Origin of the sequence: Vibrio agarilyticus (assembly GCF_012641465.1) — a bacterium.
GTDB lineage: Bacteria > Pseudomonadota > Gammaproteobacteria > Enterobacterales > Vibrionaceae > Vibrio > Vibrio agarilyticus.
Genome location: NZ_JABAIK010000009.1, coordinates 119,286 through 140,059, shown reverse-complemented (window position 1 = coordinate 140,059; position 20,774 = coordinate 119,286). Strand labels below are relative to the sequence as shown.

The 20,774-nt window shown below is 45.2% G+C and carries 17 protein-coding genes; 5 read left to right on the top strand and 12 right to left on the bottom strand.

Translation table 11 applies throughout. The features are described from left to right. Nucleotides 1-159: 159 nt before the first annotated feature. The 4 genes from HGP28_RS10955 to HGP28_RS10940 all read right to left on the bottom strand — a co-directional run bounded on the left by HGP28_RS10955 (nt 160) and on the right by HGP28_RS10940 (nt 5,973). Nucleotides 160-810 carry a cupin domain-containing protein gene (locus tag HGP28_RS10955; protein ID WP_168836496.1) on the bottom strand — a complete coding sequence of 217 codons (651 nt, stop codon included), beginning with the start codon at nt 808-810 and terminating at the stop codon, nt 160-162. Nucleotides 811-971: 161 nt separating this feature from the next. After that, the gene (locus HGP28_RS10950; RefSeq protein ID WP_168836495.1) at nt 972-2,846 is read right to left on the bottom strand and encodes a methyl-accepting chemotaxis protein; all 1,875 of its coding nucleotides are present in this window, start codon (nt 2,844-2,846) and stop codon (nt 972-974) included. A gap of 911 nt (nt 2,847-3,757) precedes the next feature. After that, nucleotides 3,758-4,765 carry an aspartate--ammonia ligase gene (gene asnA / locus HGP28_RS10945; RefSeq protein ID WP_168836494.1) on the bottom strand — a complete coding sequence of 336 codons (1,008 nt, stop codon included), beginning with the start codon at nt 4,763-4,765 and terminating at the stop codon, nt 3,758-3,760. A gap of 488 nt (nt 4,766-5,253) precedes the next feature. Beyond that, nucleotides 5,254-5,973 (bottom strand): tRNA (adenine(22)-N(1))-methyltransferase, encoded by a 720-nt coding sequence (locus HGP28_RS10940; protein ID WP_246225685.1) that lies wholly within the window; start codon nt 5,971-5,973, stop codon nt 5,254-5,256. 191 nt (nt 5,974-6,164) lie between these two features. Here HGP28_RS10940 and HGP28_RS10935 point away from each other — a divergent pair, with 191 nt between their 5' ends. The 3 genes from HGP28_RS10935 (at nt 6,165) to HGP28_RS10925 (ending at nt 8,786) form a co-directional block, all read left to right on the top strand. After that, on the top strand, nt 6,165-6,935 hold the full coding sequence (locus tag HGP28_RS10935) for a class I SAM-dependent methyltransferase (RefSeq protein ID WP_168836493.1): 771 nt from the start codon (nt 6,165-6,167) through the stop codon (nt 6,933-6,935). A gap of 152 nt (nt 6,936-7,087) precedes the next feature. Further along, nucleotides 7,088-7,327 carry a GlsB/YeaQ/YmgE family stress response membrane protein gene (locus HGP28_RS10930; RefSeq protein ID WP_168836492.1) on the top strand — a complete coding sequence of 80 codons (240 nt, stop codon included), beginning with the start codon at nt 7,088-7,090 and terminating at the stop codon, nt 7,325-7,327. Nucleotides 7,328-7,409: 82 nt separating this feature from the next. Further along, nucleotides 7,410-8,786 (top strand): APC family permease, encoded by a 1,377-nt coding sequence (locus HGP28_RS10925; RefSeq protein WP_168836491.1) that lies wholly within the window; start codon nt 7,410-7,412, stop codon nt 8,784-8,786. A gap of 19 nt (nt 8,787-8,805) precedes the next feature. Here the strand turns inward: HGP28_RS10925 and HGP28_RS10920 are convergent, their stop codons facing one another. The 4 genes from HGP28_RS10920 to yccS all read right to left on the bottom strand — a co-directional run bounded on the left by HGP28_RS10920 (nt 8,806) and on the right by yccS (nt 12,224). Next, complete coding sequence (locus HGP28_RS10920; RefSeq protein ID WP_168836490.1) at nt 8,806-9,060, bottom strand: YgjV family protein; 255 nt, start codon at nt 9,058-9,060, stop codon at nt 8,806-8,808. A 253-nt stretch (nt 9,061-9,313) separates the two neighbouring features. Next, nucleotides 9,314-9,661 (bottom strand): hypothetical protein, encoded by a 348-nt coding sequence (locus tag HGP28_RS10915; protein WP_168836489.1) that lies wholly within the window; start codon nt 9,659-9,661, stop codon nt 9,314-9,316. A 62-nt stretch (nt 9,662-9,723) separates the two neighbouring features. Next, entirely contained in the window at nt 9,724-10,011 is a 288-nt protein-coding gene (locus HGP28_RS10910) for a SemiSWEET transporter (RefSeq protein ID WP_343033864.1), read from the bottom strand. A gap of 59 nt (nt 10,012-10,070) precedes the next feature. Beyond that, nucleotides 10,071-12,224, bottom strand: a complete 2,154-nt coding sequence (yccS, locus tag HGP28_RS10905) for a YccS family putative transporter (protein WP_168836554.1) — start codon at nt 12,222-12,224, stop codon at nt 10,071-10,073. 318 nt (nt 12,225-12,542) lie between these two features. Between yccS and helD the strand changes: the two genes are divergently transcribed. Next, entirely contained in the window at nt 12,543-14,666 is a 2,124-nt protein-coding gene (gene helD, locus HGP28_RS10900) for a DNA helicase IV (RefSeq protein ID WP_168836553.1), read from the top strand. A 79-nt stretch (nt 14,667-14,745) separates the two neighbouring features. Here helD and HGP28_RS10895 read toward each other — a convergent pair whose 3' ends face one another. Both HGP28_RS10895 and torT read right to left on the bottom strand, forming a co-directional pair. After that, nucleotides 14,746-15,201 (bottom strand): methylglyoxal synthase, encoded by a 456-nt coding sequence (locus HGP28_RS10895; RefSeq protein ID WP_168836488.1) that lies wholly within the window; start codon nt 15,199-15,201, stop codon nt 14,746-14,748. A gap of 73 nt (nt 15,202-15,274) precedes the next feature. Next, the gene (torT, locus tag HGP28_RS10890; protein ID WP_168836487.1) at nt 15,275-16,318 is read right to left on the bottom strand and encodes a TMAO reductase system periplasmic protein TorT; all 1,044 of its coding nucleotides are present in this window, start codon (nt 16,316-16,318) and stop codon (nt 15,275-15,277) included. A 98-nt stretch (nt 16,319-16,416) separates the two neighbouring features. Here torT and torS point away from each other — a divergent pair, with 98 nt between their 5' ends. After that, nucleotides 16,417-19,452: a TMAO reductase system sensor histidine kinase/response regulator TorS gene (gene torS, locus HGP28_RS10885; RefSeq protein WP_168836486.1), complete on the top strand. Its 3,036-nt coding sequence runs from the start codon at nt 16,417-16,419 to the stop codon at nt 19,450-19,452. A 14-nt stretch (nt 19,453-19,466) separates the two neighbouring features. Here the strand turns inward: torS and HGP28_RS10880 are convergent, their stop codons facing one another. Further along, nucleotides 19,467-19,655: a hypothetical protein gene (locus HGP28_RS10880; RefSeq protein WP_168836485.1), complete on the bottom strand. Its 189-nt coding sequence runs from the start codon at nt 19,653-19,655 to the stop codon at nt 19,467-19,469. Between the two features lie 121 nt (nt 19,656-19,776). Further along, entirely contained in the window at nt 19,777-20,676 is a 900-nt protein-coding gene (locus tag HGP28_RS10875; RefSeq protein WP_168836484.1) for a LysR family transcriptional regulator, read from the bottom strand. Nucleotides 20,677-20,774 lie beyond the last annotated feature (98 nt).

The following is a 20,774-nucleotide window of genomic DNA, read 5'->3' as shown; positions in this document are numbered from 1 at the left end:
AGTGTTATTAAATTAAAACAGTTTTAACTGTAGATAAATAATCATTTTACCCAAACAACTTAAAGGCGCCGGTAGGTGGCAAGCGGACAAAAAAGCCTCTAACCACTTCGCAAACATAGACAAACTATGTGATGAGGTTTTTGAGAGTCAGCGCCTTAACTATTTGGGTAAATGACCGGCTTTAAGCCAAATGACGCTGTCTTCAATGGCTTCTAGAGCGTGAATCTGCGTTTGAGGAAAGCGAAGCCACGAATGAGCAGGGTAGATAGACTGGCCTTCACGAAGCTCGCCTGAAAGAATGAAAACCTCTTCACCCTTTGAACCGTGGTTCGGGTTAAAGCGTTCACCTTTTGGCCATTTGACGAGACAAACGTGCTCAGTACCGAATTGATGTAGTGGCATGATTTGAACTTGATGAATTCCACTAAACCACTCTGCTTGGTGTGTATCGATACGAACGGTTGCATGATCATCAGCTTGAAATTGGTTTAATTTAACCAATAAGGTGCAGCCAGAGCGACTAAAAGAGGTGTGATGTGAGTTAGCGGGATTTCTGAGATAGCTACCTGCGGCGTAATCACCGTGCTCATCACTGAAAACACCATCCAATACGAAAATTTCCTCACCCCCAGGGTGCTCGTGCGGCGTGAATGTCGCGTTTGCGGCAAATTTAACAAGACTTGTCGCGCGCCCACTTTCTGCTGCTTCTCGCTCTAGTGGTTTACGCCAAACCGCCTTGTTAGGACTGAGGGTCCACTCTTCGGCATCCGTGTTAATCCAAACTTGATCCTCAAAATTCATGTTAATCATTTTGACTCCTAGTACATTACTGCGTGTAAGGTGTTCGTTATAGTTTAATATCTTAGTCAATAAACCTCAGTGATAGCAAAAGCGTTAATAGAGTGTTGGGGAGGAAATAATAAAAAAACGCCCCGAATTTGGGGCGTTTTTTTGGCGTTGTGTTTTTTAACTTAACTGGTTTTAAATTGTTTCATCAACGCAGACACTTCAAGCGATTTAGCTGAAATGTCGCTTGAGTCGTTCAACGTTTGTTGTGAACCGCGAGCCAATTCGTGAGAAACCTCTTGAATTTGGTTAATATTTTTTGAAACCTCATCGGTTACAGAAGTCTGCTCTTCTACCGCTTTGGCAATTTGCAGCGACATTGAAGAGATCTCTTGAATTGACGCGTTAATATTTTCAAACGCTTGTGATACGTCTTCAGACTCTGCCACCGTCTCTTGCGCCAAGCTCGCACTGGTTTCCATTAGGGCCGTTACTTTGGCAACAATACTTTCAAGCGTAGAGATAGTGCCGCTGATCTCAGACGTTGACTCTTGCGTTTTTTGTGACAATAAACGAACTTCATCAGCGACCACTGCAAATCCACGGCCAGCTTCGCCGGCTCGAGCTGCCTCAATTGCAGCATTGAGTGCAAGTAAGTTGGTTTGATCGGCAATCCCTTTAATGGCATCAAGAATGCCACCAATTTCGGTTACGTGATGGTTTAGATTATTGATCACGCTTGACGTGCTCTTGATTTCGTTAGAAAGCGAGCCAATGGTCGATATTGAGTTGGTCACAATTTCCAACCCTTTTATGGCACGCTCAGAAGATGACTGCGCTGTTTTTGCCGTTTGATCTGCGTGACGTGCTATTTCAACGGTAGCAAAATTCATTTCGTTAACCGCCGTTGCCACCATTTCCACATCGGTTTGCTGTTTAGAAAGCATATTCGTTGCCATAACGGTGCGATCTTTACTAATTTTAGAAATTTCCGATAGCTCAACCGCTTGAGTGTCGACAGATTTGATAATGCCACTCAGATTTTGAATAAACGTGTTAAATGACTTACTCAACATGCCGATTTCATCATCACCAGAGACTTTTAACGTTTTTGTGAGATCACCTTCACCCTGAGCAATTTCAGTTAATGCAGCGGTAACTTCTTCCAGTGGACGCATTAATTTTTTCATTAGCAGGAAAATGACTGCAAGGCTGCCCAGGATAACCAGTATCGATGTCAGTAACTGGCTCATAGCAACACGGTTAATGTCCACCATTAATGATGACTCTTCGATCATCAGTACCGTTTTGAGTTCCGTTCCTGGGATTGCTTCGACATAAGCCAGATAGGTTTGGTTGTTAAAATTGATTTCCGATAGCTCGCGGTTGCTTTGCAGCATTGCACGGCTAACGTTATATTGGTTGATGTTTGGTTTGACGTCACGAGCTGTGCCGTAAAGGATCGTGCCACTTTGATCGGCTACGAAAGCAAAACCATTACCGGGCAGGCGCAGCTCCGTTAGTGACTTCTCCATAGGAGTAATGTCAGTTTGTCCTGCCATTAAAATCGTGCCTTCGTAATAAGGCAGTTTTTTCACGATGAATATATTTTTGTTGCCTGTTTCATCGTTTTTATACACCTTAGATAAGGTCAACTTGTCGTTGTTATGTGTGGCTTGAGCCCATTCCCATTGATTGGCATCACCTTCGGAAAACTGGGCAATGCTAATATTTTCGGTTTTCTTAAAAGAGCCGTCTTCATGAATCATGAACAAGTTATCAAATTCACCTGTTGCCGTAAGTACGTTGAGAATGTTTTTGACTAGCATCCAAGAAGCATCTTGTGGCATGTTCTCGATCGAAATTTCTTTATTACGCAGCCAAGTCGAAAATTCAGTGGTGTAAATCAGTGACGATGTCGCGATCTGTTGTCGCGATTCAGAGATAATTTGTTCTTTTGAAGATGAGTAACCTAAATACCCAACAATACTGCAACCTAAAGTGACGGCTAGGCAGGCAGCAGCAGTGAGTTTTGTGCCAAATTTTAGCTTTTGTAACATTATTATTCCCCCCAGAGACATTTGAAATATACTCTTAAGAACAAAATAATCAAACTGTTGAATAACATGCTGTTAAGCTTGTCACAGAGAAGAGAGAATAATGATTTTTATTAAAAAAATGATAATGCAATCATAACGTTAAGTGTCATTTAAATGAGTTTCACATCAAACTCTTGGGAGGAGAATTATTAGGCTAATAGGATGAGGTTAAGGTATGAATAGCAGGCGTAGAGTGTTTTATTAAAACTATTTTATTTGTGTTAATTTAAATGAGATATATTTCGGTCGAAAAGTAACCTTTGGTTAATATTTGATGATTCATAACACCTAAATCAACATAAATATGAGAGTGCCGTCACGAGGTAAAATTAAACTGTATCACATTTGTTTTATACCCAAGTAACCTCAAGATGCATGGTTCAGCGAGAATGACTTGGTTTGTCAGTGAGGCGAGGATTTGAAGATTGAGTGGTTCTCAATCGAAAATCGTCAACAAAGCTGATGAGCCAAGGCAGCTCGCCCCTTGGGAGCCAATCACTGAACCGCTTTTTGTTGTAACGAAAGTGCGTTAAACAACTTGAAAATAGACTCGCTATTTCGCTGCGTTGTTTGCCTTGCTCTCAGCTCAGTGAACCGGCTCTGAATCCAGTATCTTGAGGTCACTTGGGTATACTGCTCCCCTTAATATTGGTTATGACTGTGATTCGAAAACCCTCATCACACGTGCTTTTGTGATGAGGGTTTTATACCCGTTCCACTTGAAGTTGCAGCGCTTTTTGTTAACGAGATCGGGACGGGCAATCGCAAACCTCATCACATAGTTTATCTATGTTCACGAAGTGTTCGAAGTCTTGTTCGTTGATCTCCTACCTGCAACTCCAAGTTGTTTGGGTATATCGACTGCAGTGAGATTACAGCAAAATGATTTGATTTTTTTCACACTCGTCAATCATAGCATCAGGCCAAATTGACGCTTGAACTTCACCGATGTGCGCTTTTTGCAAGAAGAACATGCAAATTCGAGATTGGCCGATACCGCCGCCAATCGTGTAGGGGAGTTGCTTGTCGAGCACGCCACGATGAAACGGCAGTTGCGCCCGATCTTCACAACCGGCGATACTCAGTTGTGTTTGCAGACTCTCTTCACTCACGCGAATACCCATTGAAGAAAGTTCTAATGCGCTGTCGAGTACCGGGTTCCAAAACAGCAGATCGCCGTTGAGATTCCAGTCATCGTAATCCGGTGCGCGGCCATCATGGCGTTCACCATTTGAAAGTTTGTGACCAATATTTTGAATAAAAACAGCGCCATGTTCTTTGCAGATAGCGTTTTCACGCTCTTTACCGGTCATATTCGGGTACTTCTGTAGCAGAGCTTCAGAGGTAATAAAGGTCACTTGCTCCGGTAGGCGCTTTTCCAGAACGGGGTATTCTTGGTAAATGTAGTTTTCTGTTTTTAGGAACGCATTATAAATTTTTTGCACTGTGCTTTGTAGATAAGCTTCATTGCGCATCGATTTATCTAATACTTTTTCCCAGTCCCACTGGTCAACATAAATTGAGTGGATGTTGTCTAGCTCTTCATCTCGACGAATGGCATTCATATCTGTATAAAGACCTTCATCGGTGTCAAAGCCATAGCGAGCTAGCGCCATACGTTTCCACTTTGCCAGCGAATGGACAACTTCAACTTCAGCGCCATTATCATCGAGCAGATCAAAAGAAACGGGACGCTCGGTGCCGTTTAGGTTGTCGTTAAGCCCTGTTTCAGGTTTGACAAAAAGCGGTGCTGAAACGCGAGTTAGATACAATTCATACGCAAGAGCATATTCAAAATAATCTTTGAGTTTTTTGATGGCGACTTCGGTGTCGCGAAGGCCAAGTAGCGGCTTGTAGTGGGTTGGAATGTTGAGTTGCATGTAACTTCCTTGGTTCTATTTATTTTGTGCGCTCTATTGCAATGGTATCGAGACTAATCGCGTCCCTCAAATTTACAAAGCATGATAAGCGCCTAGGTTTGGATACCTCGATATATACCCAAGTAACCTCAAGATGCGAGGTTCAGCGAGAATGACTTGGTTTGTCAGTGAGGCGAGGATTTGAAGATTGAGTGGCCCTCAATCGAAAATCGTCAACAAAGCTGATGAACCAAGACAGCTCGCCCTTTGGGAGCCGATCACTGAACTGATGGCTGCGTTAAACAACTTGAAAATAGACTGGCTATTTCGCTACGTTGTTTGCCTTGCTCTCAGCCCAGTGAGTAGGCTCTGAATCCTGCATCTTGAGGTCACTTGGGTATACATTACGTGAGAGCATCAACAGCGTCTAGCGCTTTTCCATATAAAATATGCAGGTATTTTCAACACGCCTCATTTAAGCCTAGAGATGTGGTACTTTCCTTTAAAGATTATGTTTCAACGGCTTGGTAAGCCGTGATAATCGCCTTAACTTTCTCGGGTTTGCTGCGCTGGATCCTTTGATAATGGGCCAAAGTCTGTTGTAAATATTGCTGTTTGGTTGAACGCTCTGTTTCGTTGTCACTACGCCAAATTTGTTCACCTGTTTCGCTGATGACCTGGTTATTGGCAGTCTGATGACGGGTTGAAACCAGCAGTAATTCATAAAACCGTTTATTTTCCAATACCAGCTTTTCATCAATCAAACTGAATTGCCAGGCCTTGAGCTGCTGGCGAAGGTGATAAAGATGGTGAACTGGGCAGAGCAAGAAATCAAAAGTTATGTCGTCACAATGCGCTCTGAGCTTGGTTATCATCTCAAGCATCAAATCGCCACCAACACCCGAAATTATGATCAAATGACGTCCAGAATAGTCGTTAATGGGTAAAAGACCGGCGTCTAGGCAGTGGGTGTGCCACATGGGATTATCCGTGAATTCGCGACTGAGCCGCTCACTTAGCGACTGAATGATTGACGGTACTATGTCAACAAAATGAATTTGGCTGTTGGGGTGTGATTTAAGCAGAGACATGCCAAGCAGCCCATGATCGCAGCAGCAATCCCAAATGTGGTCATAATTATGACCAACTAATGCATGCAATTGAGTAAGACGTTTGCCGATTTTCATCAAAAATAAAGTGTCATTAAATTCCGCGGCGATTGTACTCAAACTGTGAAATCAGTCGAGTTATTCTTTTGTATTTGAAATCCACTGCAAATAAATGCCCAAACATGCCGCAGAGCTCAAACAAATGCCCGGCGACTTGACCTAGAGTGGCGTCACTCAATCAGTGTGGGTTTCATTTGAATCTAGGTTGAAAAATGTGTTGTGCTTACTATTTGAAATCAGGGACAGACAAAATGGGTGATAGAGAAAAAAACGTGGTGCATGATGATTACAATGATGCGATCTCCTCTCATTACGCGGCGTATCGGCCTCCGCTGCATCAAGCGCTTTTGGCTGAATTTTTTCAGACTAGTGGTCGAGGGGAAATCGATATTGCACTGGATATTGGATGCGGCACGGGCGTATCGTCGCGAGCTTTAATACCTTATTGTAAGGCGATTATTGCCGTTGACCCCAGCATCGCAATGATTGAACAAGCTATTTTGACCACTGAGCCATGGGCGAATATCGCTTACTGCATAGGGGACGGTGAAGCACTTAACATACCCGACCAACAAATTGATCTCGTGACGTTCGCAGGATCGCTTAATTACGCAAAGTCGCCAAGTTTGCTAAAGGAGCTCAAACGGGTCTGCAAGCCAGAGGCGCACGTGATTGTATATGACTTTGAAGTACATCTAGATGAATGGCTGTTGTGCTTGGGAATACAAATGCCAGAGACGGCACCTATGCATTATGATCATGAAATTAATTTTGATGATTGTGAGTTACTTCGTCGTAATATTGGTAGTGTAAAAACGGTGGCACTTGATGTGAGCGCGCAGAATTTGGCTCACGTACTCTTTTCATCGACCGGGCGATACAATCGACTGCAAGCGAAATTCCAGGGCGAGGATGCGTTTCATCAAGTCGTCAAACGGCTTGATCGCTCTGGTTTGAATCTACAAATCAAAGCTACAACCTATCTTTATGCCTATACCCAAGTGACTTCGGTAAATCAATGAGTTAAACAGCATTTCAGCCAATTGGGTATTTTTACTTTTGATGCCTTTCTGCGACAGCGGTGTAATTGTGTTCTTTTTACCCTGAGTTCGCTATCGCAAATGATATTGATGAACTTAACTTGAGAGGGTTTTAGTTTGTTGGAGGGGCTCACATGTCCTTAATCGGTTTCTTAATTATTGGTGCCATTGCGGGTTGGCTTGCTGGCCAGTTTACTAAAGGTGTCGGCTTTGGTCTGCTGGGTAACATTGTTATCGGCGTTGTTGGGTCATTTATCGGTGGTTTTGCGTTTCGTTTGTTTGGTATGGCGACCACGAATGCTATTGGCTCTCTCATCACCGCTACTATCGGGGCAATTTTGCTGCTTTATATCGTGCGTCTTGTTAAATCATAGTTGTTTTAGCATGAACATTGGTTGCATCATCAATGCATGATACGCGTTGGTGTGCGCTCGACGTGTGACGTTAGGAGGCATCATGTCTTCAGAAAAAGGCCCATCAGAAAACGGTTCATCGAACAGTTCATCGCCACACTCTCGAACGAATGTGGCCCGGTCAAAACTGCAGCACGCATTTCATCGCAAGCCCCACTCGATGAATGTTTGGAGCGTGGCAGCTTTAGGCATAGGCTCCATGGTGGGCGCAGGCGTTTTCGCTCTCCTCGGCCAGATTGCGTTTAACGTTGGTGGTAATGCGTGGATCATCTTCATTATCGCGGGAATCGCCGCTCTGTTTTCCGGTTACGCCTACTCAAGGATGAGCGCGCAGTTTCCCTCGCGCGGTGGGGTGATTGACTTTTTTATGATAGGGGTGCCATTTTCTAAATTGGCTCGTTCATTGTCGACGCTCTATCTTATCACCCTAATTTTAACCATCGCTATGGTTTGTAAAGCGTTTGGTGCCTATTCTGCACGCTTTATAAATGAGTCGGGCCAGCCGTTTTGGATAGATGTTTTTGCATCATTAAGCCTCGTCGGTTTGTTACTGGTAAATTTATTGGGCGCAAAAGTCGTTGGTCGTGTTGAAACCACCTTAGTCGGGATCAAGCTCATTATTCTTGCCATTTTTATCGTAGCAGGGGTGATGACGCTCGATATTGGCAAGCTTGAAAACCATCCGCCCCTGCGCGCAAACGCGATTTTCAGTAGCGTGGGGTTGGCTTTCTTCGCCTATGCTGGTTTTGGGATGATGGCGAATGCGTCTGAAGACATCGACAAACCGAGTGTCAGTATGCCTCGCGCCTTTATGTTGGCAATTGGGTCGGTTATGGCGCTGTATATTATCCTGTCACTGGTCGTGTTGGGCAATGTGACGCCAAGGGAATTACTGCTTTACGCTGATACCGCTGTAGCTCAGGCAGCAAAACCCGTACTAGGAAACTTTGGCTTCACTCTGGTCTTGATGGCAGCGCTATTTGCAACCGCTTCGGCAACTATGGCGAATCTTTTTTCTGCGCTCAACGTTTCAAACAGCATGGGTGAGTCTCATGTGTTACCTAAGATATTTTCCCCAAAAACACCGACCAGCAGCACGATCGGGTTTTATATCTTAATGATCTTCGTATTATTATTGATTAATCTGTTTGATTTGTCTGTCATCGCTAACATTGCGAGTGCAGGTTTTCTAGCCTGTTATCTTGGCGTCTTTTTTGCGTGTTGGAATAAACGTCATGAGTGCGATGCAAACCCCACAGCGCTCATTATCGGCTTTGTCTTGATGCTGATTATTTTTACGACTTTCATTGCCGAGTTAGTGTTGACCAAGCAGTGGGACCAGTGCCTTATTTTGCTCGTCGCGTTTATTGTTAGTGCGGGTTTTGGCTGGCGTGAGCCAACAAGCGATATACCGAAGTGACGTCACCTGGGTATTATCGTTATTCATCAAATTTGCTACGGCCGTTTTTTCGAAACTCGCGATACATTGCTGTGAGATAGACAACGTTGACGCAAGCGATAAAACCATTGGTTAACGCGACGGGCCAAGAATCAATCATTACGCCGTAAATGGTAAACAGAGTACAACCAATAAAATTGATGACCCGTAGCTTAATGATGTGTTTCATCGTGAGAGAGAGTGCAACCAAAATCGACGCTGCATAGCCGATGTAATCAACCAAATGAAATTCCATAAACACCTTCTTACTGTCGAGCGTGACTCATCTTTGGTCACTTGGGTATACGTTGATGTTCTAGGTATAGCTTATGTGGCTGTTATGGAGTGTCGTTTTTATGTGAATGTCGCTTTACTCTTTCTCTTTGACGTTGCAGCAATGCTGGCTTGCTCTCACAAACCTCACTATAGCGTTTATCTATGTTGACGAAGTGCTCAGAGAATGTGTCCGTTTGCCGCCTAATTGCATCGTCAAGTGACGCGCCTTTGTATTAAACATGTAAATCAATGAGGGTGCCAACTTGCTCATTGCTGCGCTCAATGATTTTGGTACCAATTTGGTTGTAGCGCTCAGCTTGTGCTAGCGCAATAAGGGGATCATGGGTTGGAGCGTTGTTCTGATTTTGCGCCTCCGATTGATTGGCCGCAAGCATATTCACTTTTGAGCTTTCATTGGTAGGTTCAACGCGATTGAAAGCGAGCGCATCCTCAGACTCAGCTTGGGAGCGAGCGCCGTTCGATGATAAGGACACCTCATTAATATCGCGAGCGGCCTGATGACTCATTTGGCGCGCGGTATCGAGGAGTTGATAACCACTTTGCAGGCTAGAAATTGTCATAAATCACCACACCGCTTGAAATCCTAACATTACCTTACGCCGAACATAACCAAATCACAAATTTAACTGTGCAGAACAATACCCACGACCATCAAAAAGTACATTAGCGCCCCAAGCGCATACCCTGCCCAAATGGTTGCGTTGCGGTGGTAAATACCATAACAACACCAGAGCAGGCTGATGACAGTATAAAGTGTCCAAGTGGTAAGCGATAACCCCGCCGCATGCTCAGAATGGGAAAAGTATAACTTGTACAACTGGGGTAATGTTGCCAATGGGCTAATAAACCCCAGCACCAGCATGGCTGGTTCAATCTTTTTACCGCACTGGTCGATAAACGTTAAGATCACAACCCCTCCAGATAAAAAAGGCCAGTAACCTCATAGTTATAGTCGATAGGCAAGTAACTTCAAGATGCGTGCTCGTCGGAGGAAAAGTGACACTGACCCACCACGATTTTATCCGCTAACTGTTGTAACTCAGGCAACATTCGGTGGATAAGCTCCAACTGCTGAAGCACCAAGGTGATCGTATCATTGTCATCGTCTCGCCATTGCGCCAGTCGCGCACTAAGTGCATGGTGCTGCGCCGCATCGGGAATGGGGGCGGGGGTGCGTTGTAAAAGCTGCTGTTGCAACTGCTCTAAATAGGCGTAAATGTCGCGGTGAGCTTGTGATATCAATTGGTGTGTCACTTCATCACTGATGCGAGTGCGATGGGCGCCAAGTGCTGAAATATAGGACAATAACGCATGATTGAGCGTGAGAAAGCGAAAGCTTTCATCGACACACGCACGATATTTTCCTGGCTCAATCAGCATGTTGCTGATGGCTGCAGCCAAACTGGCGTCCTGATTGTGCGCATTTCTTCGAGCAATACGATAACTAAGGCTGTCATTTTTGCCGATTCGATATTGAGCAATGATCTGCGCGAGATACTGTTGATTGGCATTTAATGCCATGGCCATCGCTTTAGGCAGGCGGCGTGATTGCCAATCGGGCAGTATATACATTACCGCCGCTACGGCGATGCCACATCCAATAAGGGTATCGCTTAATCGTGGCAGAATGACTGCGTAGCCTTCACCCAACTGGTTATAACAAAATAATACTAACAGAGTGATAAAACAGGTGGCAAAACCATAGCTATTAATGCGAAAGGCAAAAAACAGCACGCCGAACAAAACGATGAACGCCAATTGGCTGGCGAGTGAAGGAAAGAGCGCTAACAGCGGTACGCCGATAAGCAGACCGGCAAAAGTGCCTGCAACTCGAGCGACCAGCTTCTGTTTGGTGGCGCTGTAATTGGGTTGGCACACAAACAAGGTAGTGAGTAAAATCCAAAAACCGTGTTCAAATTGAAAGGCTTGGATCACGCCATAACCTAATGTGAGTGCGAGCGCTAAACGAAAAGCATGACGGAATAACAGCGAATCGAGATGAAATTGGCCGCTGATTTTTTGCCACATCGCTTTGAGCGTATGTGGATTAGTATCATCGAGCGTGACTTCATCAAGGCGCGTAACATCCGGGTTGTTCACATTATTCAGTTGTTTGTCGATGGTGGTGAGATTGACAAACAAATAGTCAAGTTGCGCCAATAAACGGGATGAATAGGGTGGGTTGTGTGAACGCAAATAGGTTAACGCCGCTTGGCCTTCTAACAGTGCTTGCTGCACTTTATCATCGTGTTGGTACGGTTTTCCTAATTCAATGGCACTGGCCACATCGCGACACGCGCAAGCCAAACTTTCGAGTATGTACTTAAACCGAAACAGCACATCCGAGCGCGCGAATTCGTCGGCGAGGTTTTGGTAGCGATAGTGACTTGAGCTTACGCGCTCATGAATGTCTTGAGCAATAAAATAGATATTAAGAAATCGATCGCTTGTACCATCAACATGCCCACGTTTAGAGCGATTTAAAAAGACATTTTTCATCGCGTTAAGTGCGTCAACCGTTTGTGCGTTGCGTCGGGCCTCTTCTAAACGCATCGGTTGTGGCGTCATATTACTCACTGGGTGAAACAGCACCGCTTTCGCTTGTAAATGCAGCGCCAATTGCGAAAACACGCCCGCTAAACTTTGCTGAACTGGACGCAAGGGCCACACCAGTTGCCACGCAAGGGACATCAAGTAATACCATGCCGCCCCAGTTAAAAGTAAGACAGGTTGATACCAAATATTGGGGCTTTCGTGGGCGCCGAGCATGGTATAAATCGCAATTAAAAGTGAGCCAAAGGCAATGCTGGCGTATTTTGGCGCCAGTGCCCCAAGCAAAATAAAGCCAAAGGTTGAACCAAATAGCCCAAGTGCGAACAGCCATGGTGTATTAAACAATAATTCAACCGAAAATGAGGCAATTGCAAAGCAGATAAAGGTGACAACGATAGCTTTTAAACGCCCAAAAACACTGTCATCACTTTCCGCTAAAGCGCCTGCAATCACCCCTAAGATGAGCGGTGTTACCAGTGTATGTTGTTGGAAATACCACGTTGGGATCACCACACCTAATAGGGTAATCAGCATCAACAGACTGTAATTGAGGGTTTTATTCACCCACATCTGGCTGAGGCGTTGGTTAAGTGTCACTGCAGTGTCCGATGTTTTAAATTAATCAATAGAAACCTCAGTTTACCTGAGTTTTGCGGTTAAAGATAAATTTAACGATTTACCGAGGCGTTCTCGCGAAACGGCGCATCTTGACGCGACGTGATATTCCCAAACAACTTGAAGTTGTAGGTATGCATCAAACAGCAGCGCTGATAAATTAACCCGTCAGTCAGGGGAGTGCTCGCATCCGCTGTGTGATGAGGTATATTATTGACGGTTATCGTCTCTTGAGTTGAACAAATGATCGAAAATAGCTTGGCTGAACATGAACTGATGTTGTCTGCAAACCGTACTGCTCAGTTTTTTATTCAAAACGAATATTTTCAAGTTGAGTGCCGTGATAATTTACTGGTTCTTTCCTCACATACCAGTGAAGAGCGTATTCCGTTTTCTGTCTGGAATGGCACCGTTGCTATTCATCGGGGTATTTTTTGGGCAAATTTGCAATTTTTTGCTTTTGAAGAGGATGGGGAGCAGCGCAGTTGGTTGGTTCAGGGGCTACCATGGCATGAGTGCCGTCATTTTGCAAAGCAGGCCGTTGAGTGTTATCAGCATTGGCATAATGCGCAAAGTCGTCAACTGTCACAGTGTTTACCGCGTTGGCAGGAGAGTCTCACTGAGCTGGAAAATTCAACTGTCTTTTTAAAGCATTCGCAGATTAATGCCTGGACAGACATGGTCACGAGCGATCTTGAGTCGATTGGCATGACGTTTGATGACGCACATCTGTTTTTTCCAAACCAACTTCATTCACTCACCCCTTGGGTTGCAAACTCATCTCAAGCGCTCTGCGAGCGAAATCATCACTGGCTCGAACGGGAAAAACACCACTGGCAAAATTTGTTTCGACATATTGAATCATCACCGTTGAATGATTCACAGCAACACGCTGTCATGCTTAATGATGACCATAACCTAGTATTGGCTGGTGCAGGTTCCGGAAAAACCAGCGTACTCACAGCGCGAGTTGCCTACTTGTTGGAAAGCCAACAAGCGTATGCTGATTCATTACTGCTTTTGGCTTTCGGTCGCGATGCCGCCAATGAGATGCGTGAGCGATTGAATTTAAAAGTGGGTCCTAGTGCTCGTGATGCGTCCGTTTTAACTTTTCATCAGTTGGGGCTCAATATCATTCGTCAGGTTGAAGGTCAAAAGGTGGAATTGTCTCCTTTGGCTCTAGATGAAACGCAGCGCCATAGCTGGTGCAGTGATTGGCTCAAGCGTCATTGGATGACACCCACTAACTTTAAACGTTGGCAAAAGCACCTATCGCAATGGCCGATTGCGTATTTGTCAGGAGATGACGAGCTAGGCTGTCACGTGGAAAACCCCAAATTGATCGCTTGGCTTGATGCGCAACTACAACAATTGGCGCAGTTAGGTTATAGCAAGAAGCAACTACAAGAAAAGCTGGTCGATTCGCCGGAATACACCCGTCTGAACAGCGAACTCGCTTTGTGCTGGCCCTGTTTTCGAGATTGGCAAAAGCTGCTGAAAGAGTCCAATCAAATTGATTTTCCTATGATGATTTCTCGCGCGACTCAGTATGTCAAAAACGGAAAGTTTCATTCTCCGTGGCGTTTTATCATGGTGGATGAGTATCAAGACATCTCGCCAGATCGCTTGGCTTTGGTCGAAGCGCTCTGCGGTGACGAGCAAACCTCGCATCATGCGAGTCTCTTTGCGGTAGGAGATGATTGGCAGGCGATTTATCAATTTGCTGGAGCGGACGTTGATTTAACCACGGAATTTACCCAACGGTTTGCGTTAGCAACCGTGCATTATTTAGATACAACGTACCGTTTTCCAAGCACGCTAGGCGCCGTCGCAAATCAATTTGTGCAGCAAAATCCACAGCAAGTGAAAAAGTCGTTGTTAAGTTTCAAACAGTTGAAACAGAAAACTGTACTGGTCGCGCCAAATAGTCACTTAGAAAAATACTTAGATGAGTTAAATCGAAAAGCCAATGATCAGCGTGACGCTGCAGAAGATAGCGCTATAGAGCGAGAAAATAATGCAAAACGCGCTTCTGTGCTCATCCTAGGCCGAAATCATTATCATAAGCCTAATTTACTGGAAGATTGGCAAAAGCGTTTTACCAAATTGACGATTGAATTTGCCACCTGCCACGCGAGTAAAGGTCGAGAGGCGGATTATGTTTTTATCGTCAATGTTGATGAAGGTCAGTTCCCTGCAAAAGTCAAAAAGCGTCATCTTAATAATGCGTTAACGCAAGGAAGTGATGCGTTTCCGTACGCCGAAGAGCGTCGTTTGTTTTATGTTGCACTGACTCGAGCTAAGCGAAAAGTATGGGTGCTGCACACGGGCGCCGGCTCGGTGTTTGTCAAAGAATTGCTGAGTGATGGCTATGAGGTGCAAAAAATCACGCGCTAGCAATGACAGTAGTCACCGTCAATAACGAAAAAACGCCAGCTAATCATGCTGGCGTTAATGGACTCATAAAAAGAGTGAATTAAGTGCGCGCGGCTAGATACGCATCATAATCAGGAATTTCGATATCCACTTCTTGCTCAAGCAGTTCTGATGTGAAAATGAAATTTGCAGTTGCGCGGTTGGTTGCAACAGGGATGTTCCAAACGCTCGCAATTCGTAATAACGCTTTCACATCTGGGTCGTGCGGTACGGCATTGAGTGGATCCCAGAAGAAAATCATCATATCAATTTTCCCTTCTGAAATGAGTGCGCCGATCTGTTGATCGCCACCCATTGGACCGCTGATCATGCTGCGAATCGCAAGCCCCGTCTCTTTACTCAGCATATGGCCGGTTGTGCCAGTCGCATAAAGAAAATGACGCTGTAATTTTTCTTTGTTTTCAGTAACCCAGCGAAGAAGTTCAGGTTTGTGGTGATCATGAGCAACCAAAGCAATGTGCTTGTGGGCAGGCATTACGCGCGTAGTTTTGTGCATGTGTAGATATTCCGTTCTTTTGTTTTCGTCAATGGCGCCAGTGAAGACAGTATGTCTTCACCAGTAACGCGCATTATTGAATATTCGCTTTTACTTCAAACACCGGCCGAAATTTGGACGGTGATAACGACTCTTTGACATCGATTTCATCAATATTATTGGGTGTTAATCCGATGATCTTGGTTTTATCGTCAAAGGAGTAGGTTTGTTGGTTGAGATACGCGACGGCTTGTTGTACCGCTTTACGCCCTTGTAACACCATTTGATCACTGGGGGCATATTCAACTTTGTTTCGTAGTAGACCACGGTATACGCCATGGCTCAAGTAAATAGAGATAAGCCCGATCTCATTTTCACGATTTGCGCTGCGCAGCTCACTAATTGCAGCCTCAATGGCCACCGCGCTGCCGACAATATAATCAATCGGATTTTGTTCTAAAACCTGCTGGACTAGGTTACGCTGTAACTCTTTGTCATTGTCGGCCCACAAGGTTTCAACCACATCAATGTTGCTATTTTTTATCGCATCGTAAAAGCCTTGCGCAACCGGTTTGGTGCCACCACTATTTTTAGGGCCAAGTAGCAGCGCGACCCGTGCGACTTTATCGCTCGTATCAGGATATTGGCTGGCGAGGAATTCACCGGTTTCAAAGCCCATCTGATACCAACTGGCGCCCACTTGCCCTTTGTGATGTGTTTTTTGCTCATCATTGAGCCAAAGCGGGTTTACGGTGGAAAACACAGGCGTGTCTTTAACCCAGTAGCCCAATGAAGATCGGTAAGCTTCAGGATCGACCGTTCCAAGCAAAATCGCATCCGCCCCCCAACTTTGACACAATTGCAACTGCTCTTGCTGTTTTTCCAAATTGAGGTAGCCGCCAGCCTCAAGTACGCGCAACGTGACGCCCTGACGCTTAGCTTCAGAAACCATACCGTAGTTGACCGATATCCAATACGAATCTTTAAGATGGGGGTAAATTGCACACAGTTTGTGTTCAGCAAGCGAGGTTGTGCTAAAGAGCAGCGAAAAAGCGCCGATACTGGCCCAAAGCACTCGCGTTCCCTGAGTCAGACAAGCGTGAATATGTTGAAAAAATGGCGGTAAGCGATTTCGCATACGATAAGCTTTGATAGCATCTGTGACCTAAACATAGCAAAATATACCCTAATCTCAGGTGCCAAAGAAGCGTGAAGTCAATAAAAGGTAGGGTGTCTATGGTCTTTGCAAGCGCAAGCATTGGGCGCAAGTTGTTATGGTCTTTCATTGCAATGGCGTTATTGGTGCTGCTATCTGCCTTAATTGGTGTTTCAGGCTTTTCAATGGTGGCGAAAAATGAGCGCAACATTGTCGACTCTGCGATCCCTGCGATGATTAAATCACGTCAGATTTCCGAGCTTTCTTCGCAAATTGTTGTTGCAGTTCAAGCGCTAGGGAATGTGCAAAGTGAGGAGCAGCGCATTAGAGCTGAGCAAACCCTTACGGAACAGCTGGCAGCGTTGCAGACACATATTCGCGATCTCCACGCCAAAGCGTTTGATCGCGTTATGTTAAGCTCTCTGGAGCGAAGCGTTAAGCTGGTTAATGACAATCTTACCGACCTTAATTTGACCGTAGAACGCCAACTTTGGCTTGCTGCTGAAGTTAATGCTCGTATTGACGACATGCGTTATTTAGCCGAAGAACTCGAGACCCTGACTCGAACTCAAGTCCTTAATACCAATACCTTGGCGGTCGCGAATGTCACTCATATCTATGATCTGTTAGACAAAAATCAAAAAACGCAAGCGTATGAAGCGTTAGATGCTCTGATTGAGGTCGATATGGATTTATCCGAACGGCTGAATGAGCTGCATCTTTTGGCATTTAAGATGCTAAATCAAATTGAAAAAGCCAGAGATTTGTCATCACTTGACAGTATTGAAGCATCGCGCGTGTCATTTCGTCACAATCTCGAGATTATGATTCGACGTGTACAGTCGGTAGAAGATCCAACGCGTTCAGAGCAAATGGCCTATCTGTTAACTGAACTTTCCGCGCGGCAAAACGTGTTTCAAGTGCTCGTTCAGCGTTACTACAACGACATTAAAGCGCGGCAGTTGATTTCAGAGTCTTTTGATCACGTTAGTGAGCTTAACGGTACCGTGAGTCAAATGGTGGATAACTCCAATAATCGAACCCTTGCCGCAGCCAGTGATTTAGCCAAAACGTTAGATATTGCGCAAGGCAGCCTCACCGTGTTGTCGTTACTTGGTCTCATGGTTGTGGTGATTATTGTTTGGCGGGTCGTGTATGTCTCAGTGCTGACGCGCTTGGATCAATACGCACAAGCGCTACGCGCTATTGCAAAAGGCAATTTGGATGTCTCCATTGATATTAAAGGGAATGATGAACTGGCCCATATCGGTCAGGCGATTATTACGGCAAGAAATACAGCACAAGCGCTTAAAGTGGTCGCAGAGGGAGAAGCAAAAGCAAAACAAGCGCTTGAAGAGCATCGCTCGCAACTTGAAGTCTTGGTCAGTGAACGTACTCGTCAGCTTCAATCTGCCAACGAAAAATTGAATATCGAAGTTCATAATCACGCACAAGCAAGAGAAAAGGCCGAGCAAGCCAGTCGCGCGAAATCCGCCTTTCTAGCAACAATGAGCCATGAGATTCGAACGCCGATGAATGGCGTGCTTGGCACCGCGCGGTTGTTAATGGATACGGGCCTCAATTCGTTGCAACAACGCTATGCCGATATCATTAATCGCAGTGGCAAAAACTTATTAGCCATCTTGAACGACATCTTGGATTACTCAAAAATTGAGGCGGGGCATCTAGAAATTCGCGAAACCCAGTTTGATCTGCCGCAGATGGTTGAGGATTGCGTCAACTTGATGCAAGGGCGAGCCAATGAAAAGAATTTGGCGTTTTCCTATTTCATTGAATCCGACGTGGCTCGCTTTTGGCGAGGTGATGTTGTGCGTATCAGTCAAGTCCTGAACAATTTAGTCGCCAATGCGATTAAATTTACTGAAAGTGGCGCGGTCGACATTTATGTGAGCATTGACTTGGAGGATGAAAGCCAAGTGATGTTTGAAGTTTCCGACTCAGGTATCGGTATTTCAAGTGAAGAGCAAAAAACACTCTTTGACGCCTTTACTCAAGCTCAGGGTGGTCATCAACAAACCGGCGGCACCGGCTTAGGCCTTGCGATTAGCCGCCGAATTATCCAAGCTATGGGCGGGTCACTTCATGTTGAATCAGAGGTCGGTGAGGGGAGTCGATTTTGGTTTAGTGTTCCACTCACGTTACTTGATGACGACCAGCACCATGTCAGTGTGTTGAGCGATTTTTGTCTTGATAATACAGCCCAAACTCGCCAAGTTGCGCGCATTCTCTTGGTTGAGGATAACCCAGTAAACCGCTTGGTTGCGGAAGGTTTTTTGCTCAGCATGGGCCACCAAGTGGTTATGGCAGAAACACTCGCGCAGGCAATATCCGCTTATCAGCATGAACCTTTTGATCTCGCTCTGATAGACATTAACTTGCCAGATGGTGAAGGCACTCAACTTATTGATGCATTTCGCGGCATTGACCATACTCGAGGCCATACCGATACGAATGATATGGGTCACGTTCCACTGGTCGCCGTCTCTGCACACGTTTTTAATGAAGAGGTTGAAAGCTATTTGGACGCTGGATTTGATGGTTATCTAGCAAAACCGATAGAAAAAGAGGCGCTCGCACAAACGGTTCAAACCATGCTAGAAGGGCGCTCTTTATTGCTACTTCAGCCAGTCACTGATGAAACCCAGCAAGCGGTTAACGAGTGCTTTGTGACTCATTCAATGTCCGGTTCAATGGATACAAATCTTACGTCAAGCCGCGAACATCAACTTGATGAGATTGTAAACTCACAAGTGATCATCGCTGACACTCAGGTGCTGGGGATTGAAAAAATGCGTGAGATTGTGGGCTTATTTGAACTCAGCGCGCAAGAGATGCTGGTTGAATTTGAACAGGCCGCTTTGGCATCGGATCAACGTCAGATCCGCGCGCTAGCACACAAGCTCAAAGGAAGCGCAGGCAGTCTGGGACTGAGCGCTTTGCATGCGATATCACTTGCTATCGAGTCCAGTGACAACCCGTTAGCAGTTTACCGAGAAAACCAGACTGAGCTGTCGAAATTTGTGGCTCAGTCTGCCAGCGCGCTGCTAGACGTATTGAATGCCTTGAATAAAAAATCCGCCGATGAGGCGGATTAACACAACACTCAGTGTTACAACTCCTCGTCGGGTTCAATGTAATATTCACTTTCGCCATCAAACGGGTGGTCGCGCAGATGTTCAACGTGACCGCGTAACCGATCAAGTCGACTTTCGAGTGCGTAAACACGGTCGAAGTCGCCCTCAGAACAAGCGACAAAAATTTGTTGCTCCAATGAAGCAATGCTGTCTTTGATGCTCATACGATACCCCCTAAGCACAAGGCTTTGCAGTGATCAGCCCGAGTATAGCAGCGCGACTCATGATTTGAGACATTGCCATCGTCTGTGTTAAGAGGTGATACGTAACCACGGGTTCGATATATCAAGCCAAGGAATATTTTTCGGCCGATGGGTTGAAGTATTGCTTTACAAAGGCGATAAAAGCGTTTGTTTTTGCAGATTTATAGATGAGTTGGGGATAGACCAGATACACGGCGTTGTAATGATGGCTGGTTTCATCTGGCAGCAGTGACACTAAGTCCTTTTGTTCAACTTCTTGCTTTACAAAATAGCTGGCTAATCGCGCAATACCGTTGCCCGCGATAGCAGACTCTTTCAGTAAGCGATTTTCATTGCTTGAAAGCCAGCCCTGAATTTGCACTGTACCTGATTTTAGGGGCCACTCTTTTTGATGCAATGTGGTTAAACATTGGTGCTGGAGCAAGTCTTCCCAGCTCTTGGGGTGACCTTTTTCGTTAAGATATTCGGGCGAGGCAACCAGCCAGTGGTGATAGTCAAAGAGGTGATGTGCAACCATATTTTCCGGTGGCGTTCTTGTTGCTCTAAACGCAAAGTCAACCTGAGTCTCTGTTAAATTAAAGGCTTGATAGCTGGAAAGGATCTCAAACTCCACTTTGGGATGTTGCGTGCGAAACGCAACGCATAAATCATGCAGTACCACTTCAGTAAACATTTTTGGCGCGGTCAGGCGAATCAATCCACTAATTTGCTCGGAGCGCTGAGTCAAACTCTTCTCCATTTCCATCACTCGACGTTTTAGATCTTCTGCTTGCGCCAAGATAGATTCGCCTTCGGCAGTCAATCTTACATTACGTGTGGTTCGAACAATCAAAGGCGTAGCAAGTTCGGACTCCAAACGTTTAATTTGTTCCGATAGGTAACTTTTCGATATGCCAAGTTGTTCCGCCGCACGTGAAAAATTGAGCGTTTGCGCCACTTCGGCAAACAGCATTAGTTTTTCGACTCTTTTATAATTTGCCATTTAGATTGTTCGTCATGAGGGATAATGATTTCGATTTTACGGTATTAACCTAATTTTTACGAACGGTAAGATAATAGTGATTAAATCGAAAAAGTGAG

Coding starts and splice junctions, on each gene's coding strand:
- torS (WP_168836486.1), top strand. CDS start 16,417: ATGGTCTTTGCAAGCGCAAGCATTGGGCGCAAGTTGTTATGGTCTTTC.
- HGP28_RS10875 (WP_168836484.1), bottom strand. CDS start 20,676: ATGGCAAATTATAAAAGAGTCGAAAAACTAATGCTGTTTGCCGAAGTG.
- HGP28_RS10915 (WP_168836489.1), bottom strand. CDS start 9,661: ATGACAATTTCTAGCCTGCAAAGTGGTTATCAACTCCTCGATACCGCG.
- HGP28_RS10880 (WP_168836485.1), bottom strand. CDS start 19,655: ATGAGCATCAAAGACAGCATTGCTTCATTGGAGCAACAAATTTTTGTC.
- HGP28_RS10920 (WP_168836490.1), bottom strand. CDS start 9,060: ATGGAATTTCATTTGGTTGATTACATCGGCTATGCAGCGTCGATTTTG.
- yccS (WP_168836554.1), bottom strand. CDS start 12,224: ATGTGGGTGAATAAAACCCTCAATTACAGTCTGTTGATGCTGATTACC.
- HGP28_RS10955 (WP_168836496.1), bottom strand. CDS start 810: ATGATTAACATGAATTTTGAGGATCAAGTTTGGATTAACACGGATGCC.
- torT (WP_168836487.1), bottom strand. CDS start 16,318: ATGCGAAATCGCTTACCGCCATTTTTTCAACATATTCACGCTTGTCTG.
- HGP28_RS10930 (WP_168836492.1), top strand. CDS start 7,088: ATGTCCTTAATCGGTTTCTTAATTATTGGTGCCATTGCGGGTTGGCTT.
- HGP28_RS10925 (WP_168836491.1), top strand. CDS start 7,410: ATGTCTTCAGAAAAAGGCCCATCAGAAAACGGTTCATCGAACAGTTCA.
- asnA (WP_168836494.1), bottom strand. CDS start 4,765: ATGCAACTCAACATTCCAACCCACTACAAGCCGCTACTTGGCCTTCGC.
- HGP28_RS10895 (WP_168836488.1), bottom strand. CDS start 15,201: ATGCACAAAACTACGCGCGTAATGCCTGCCCACAAGCACATTGCTTTG.
- HGP28_RS10935 (WP_168836493.1), top strand. CDS start 6,165: ATGGGTGATAGAGAAAAAAACGTGGTGCATGATGATTACAATGATGCG.
- HGP28_RS10950 (WP_168836495.1), bottom strand. CDS start 2,846: ATGTTACAAAAGCTAAAATTTGGCACAAAACTCACTGCTGCTGCCTGC.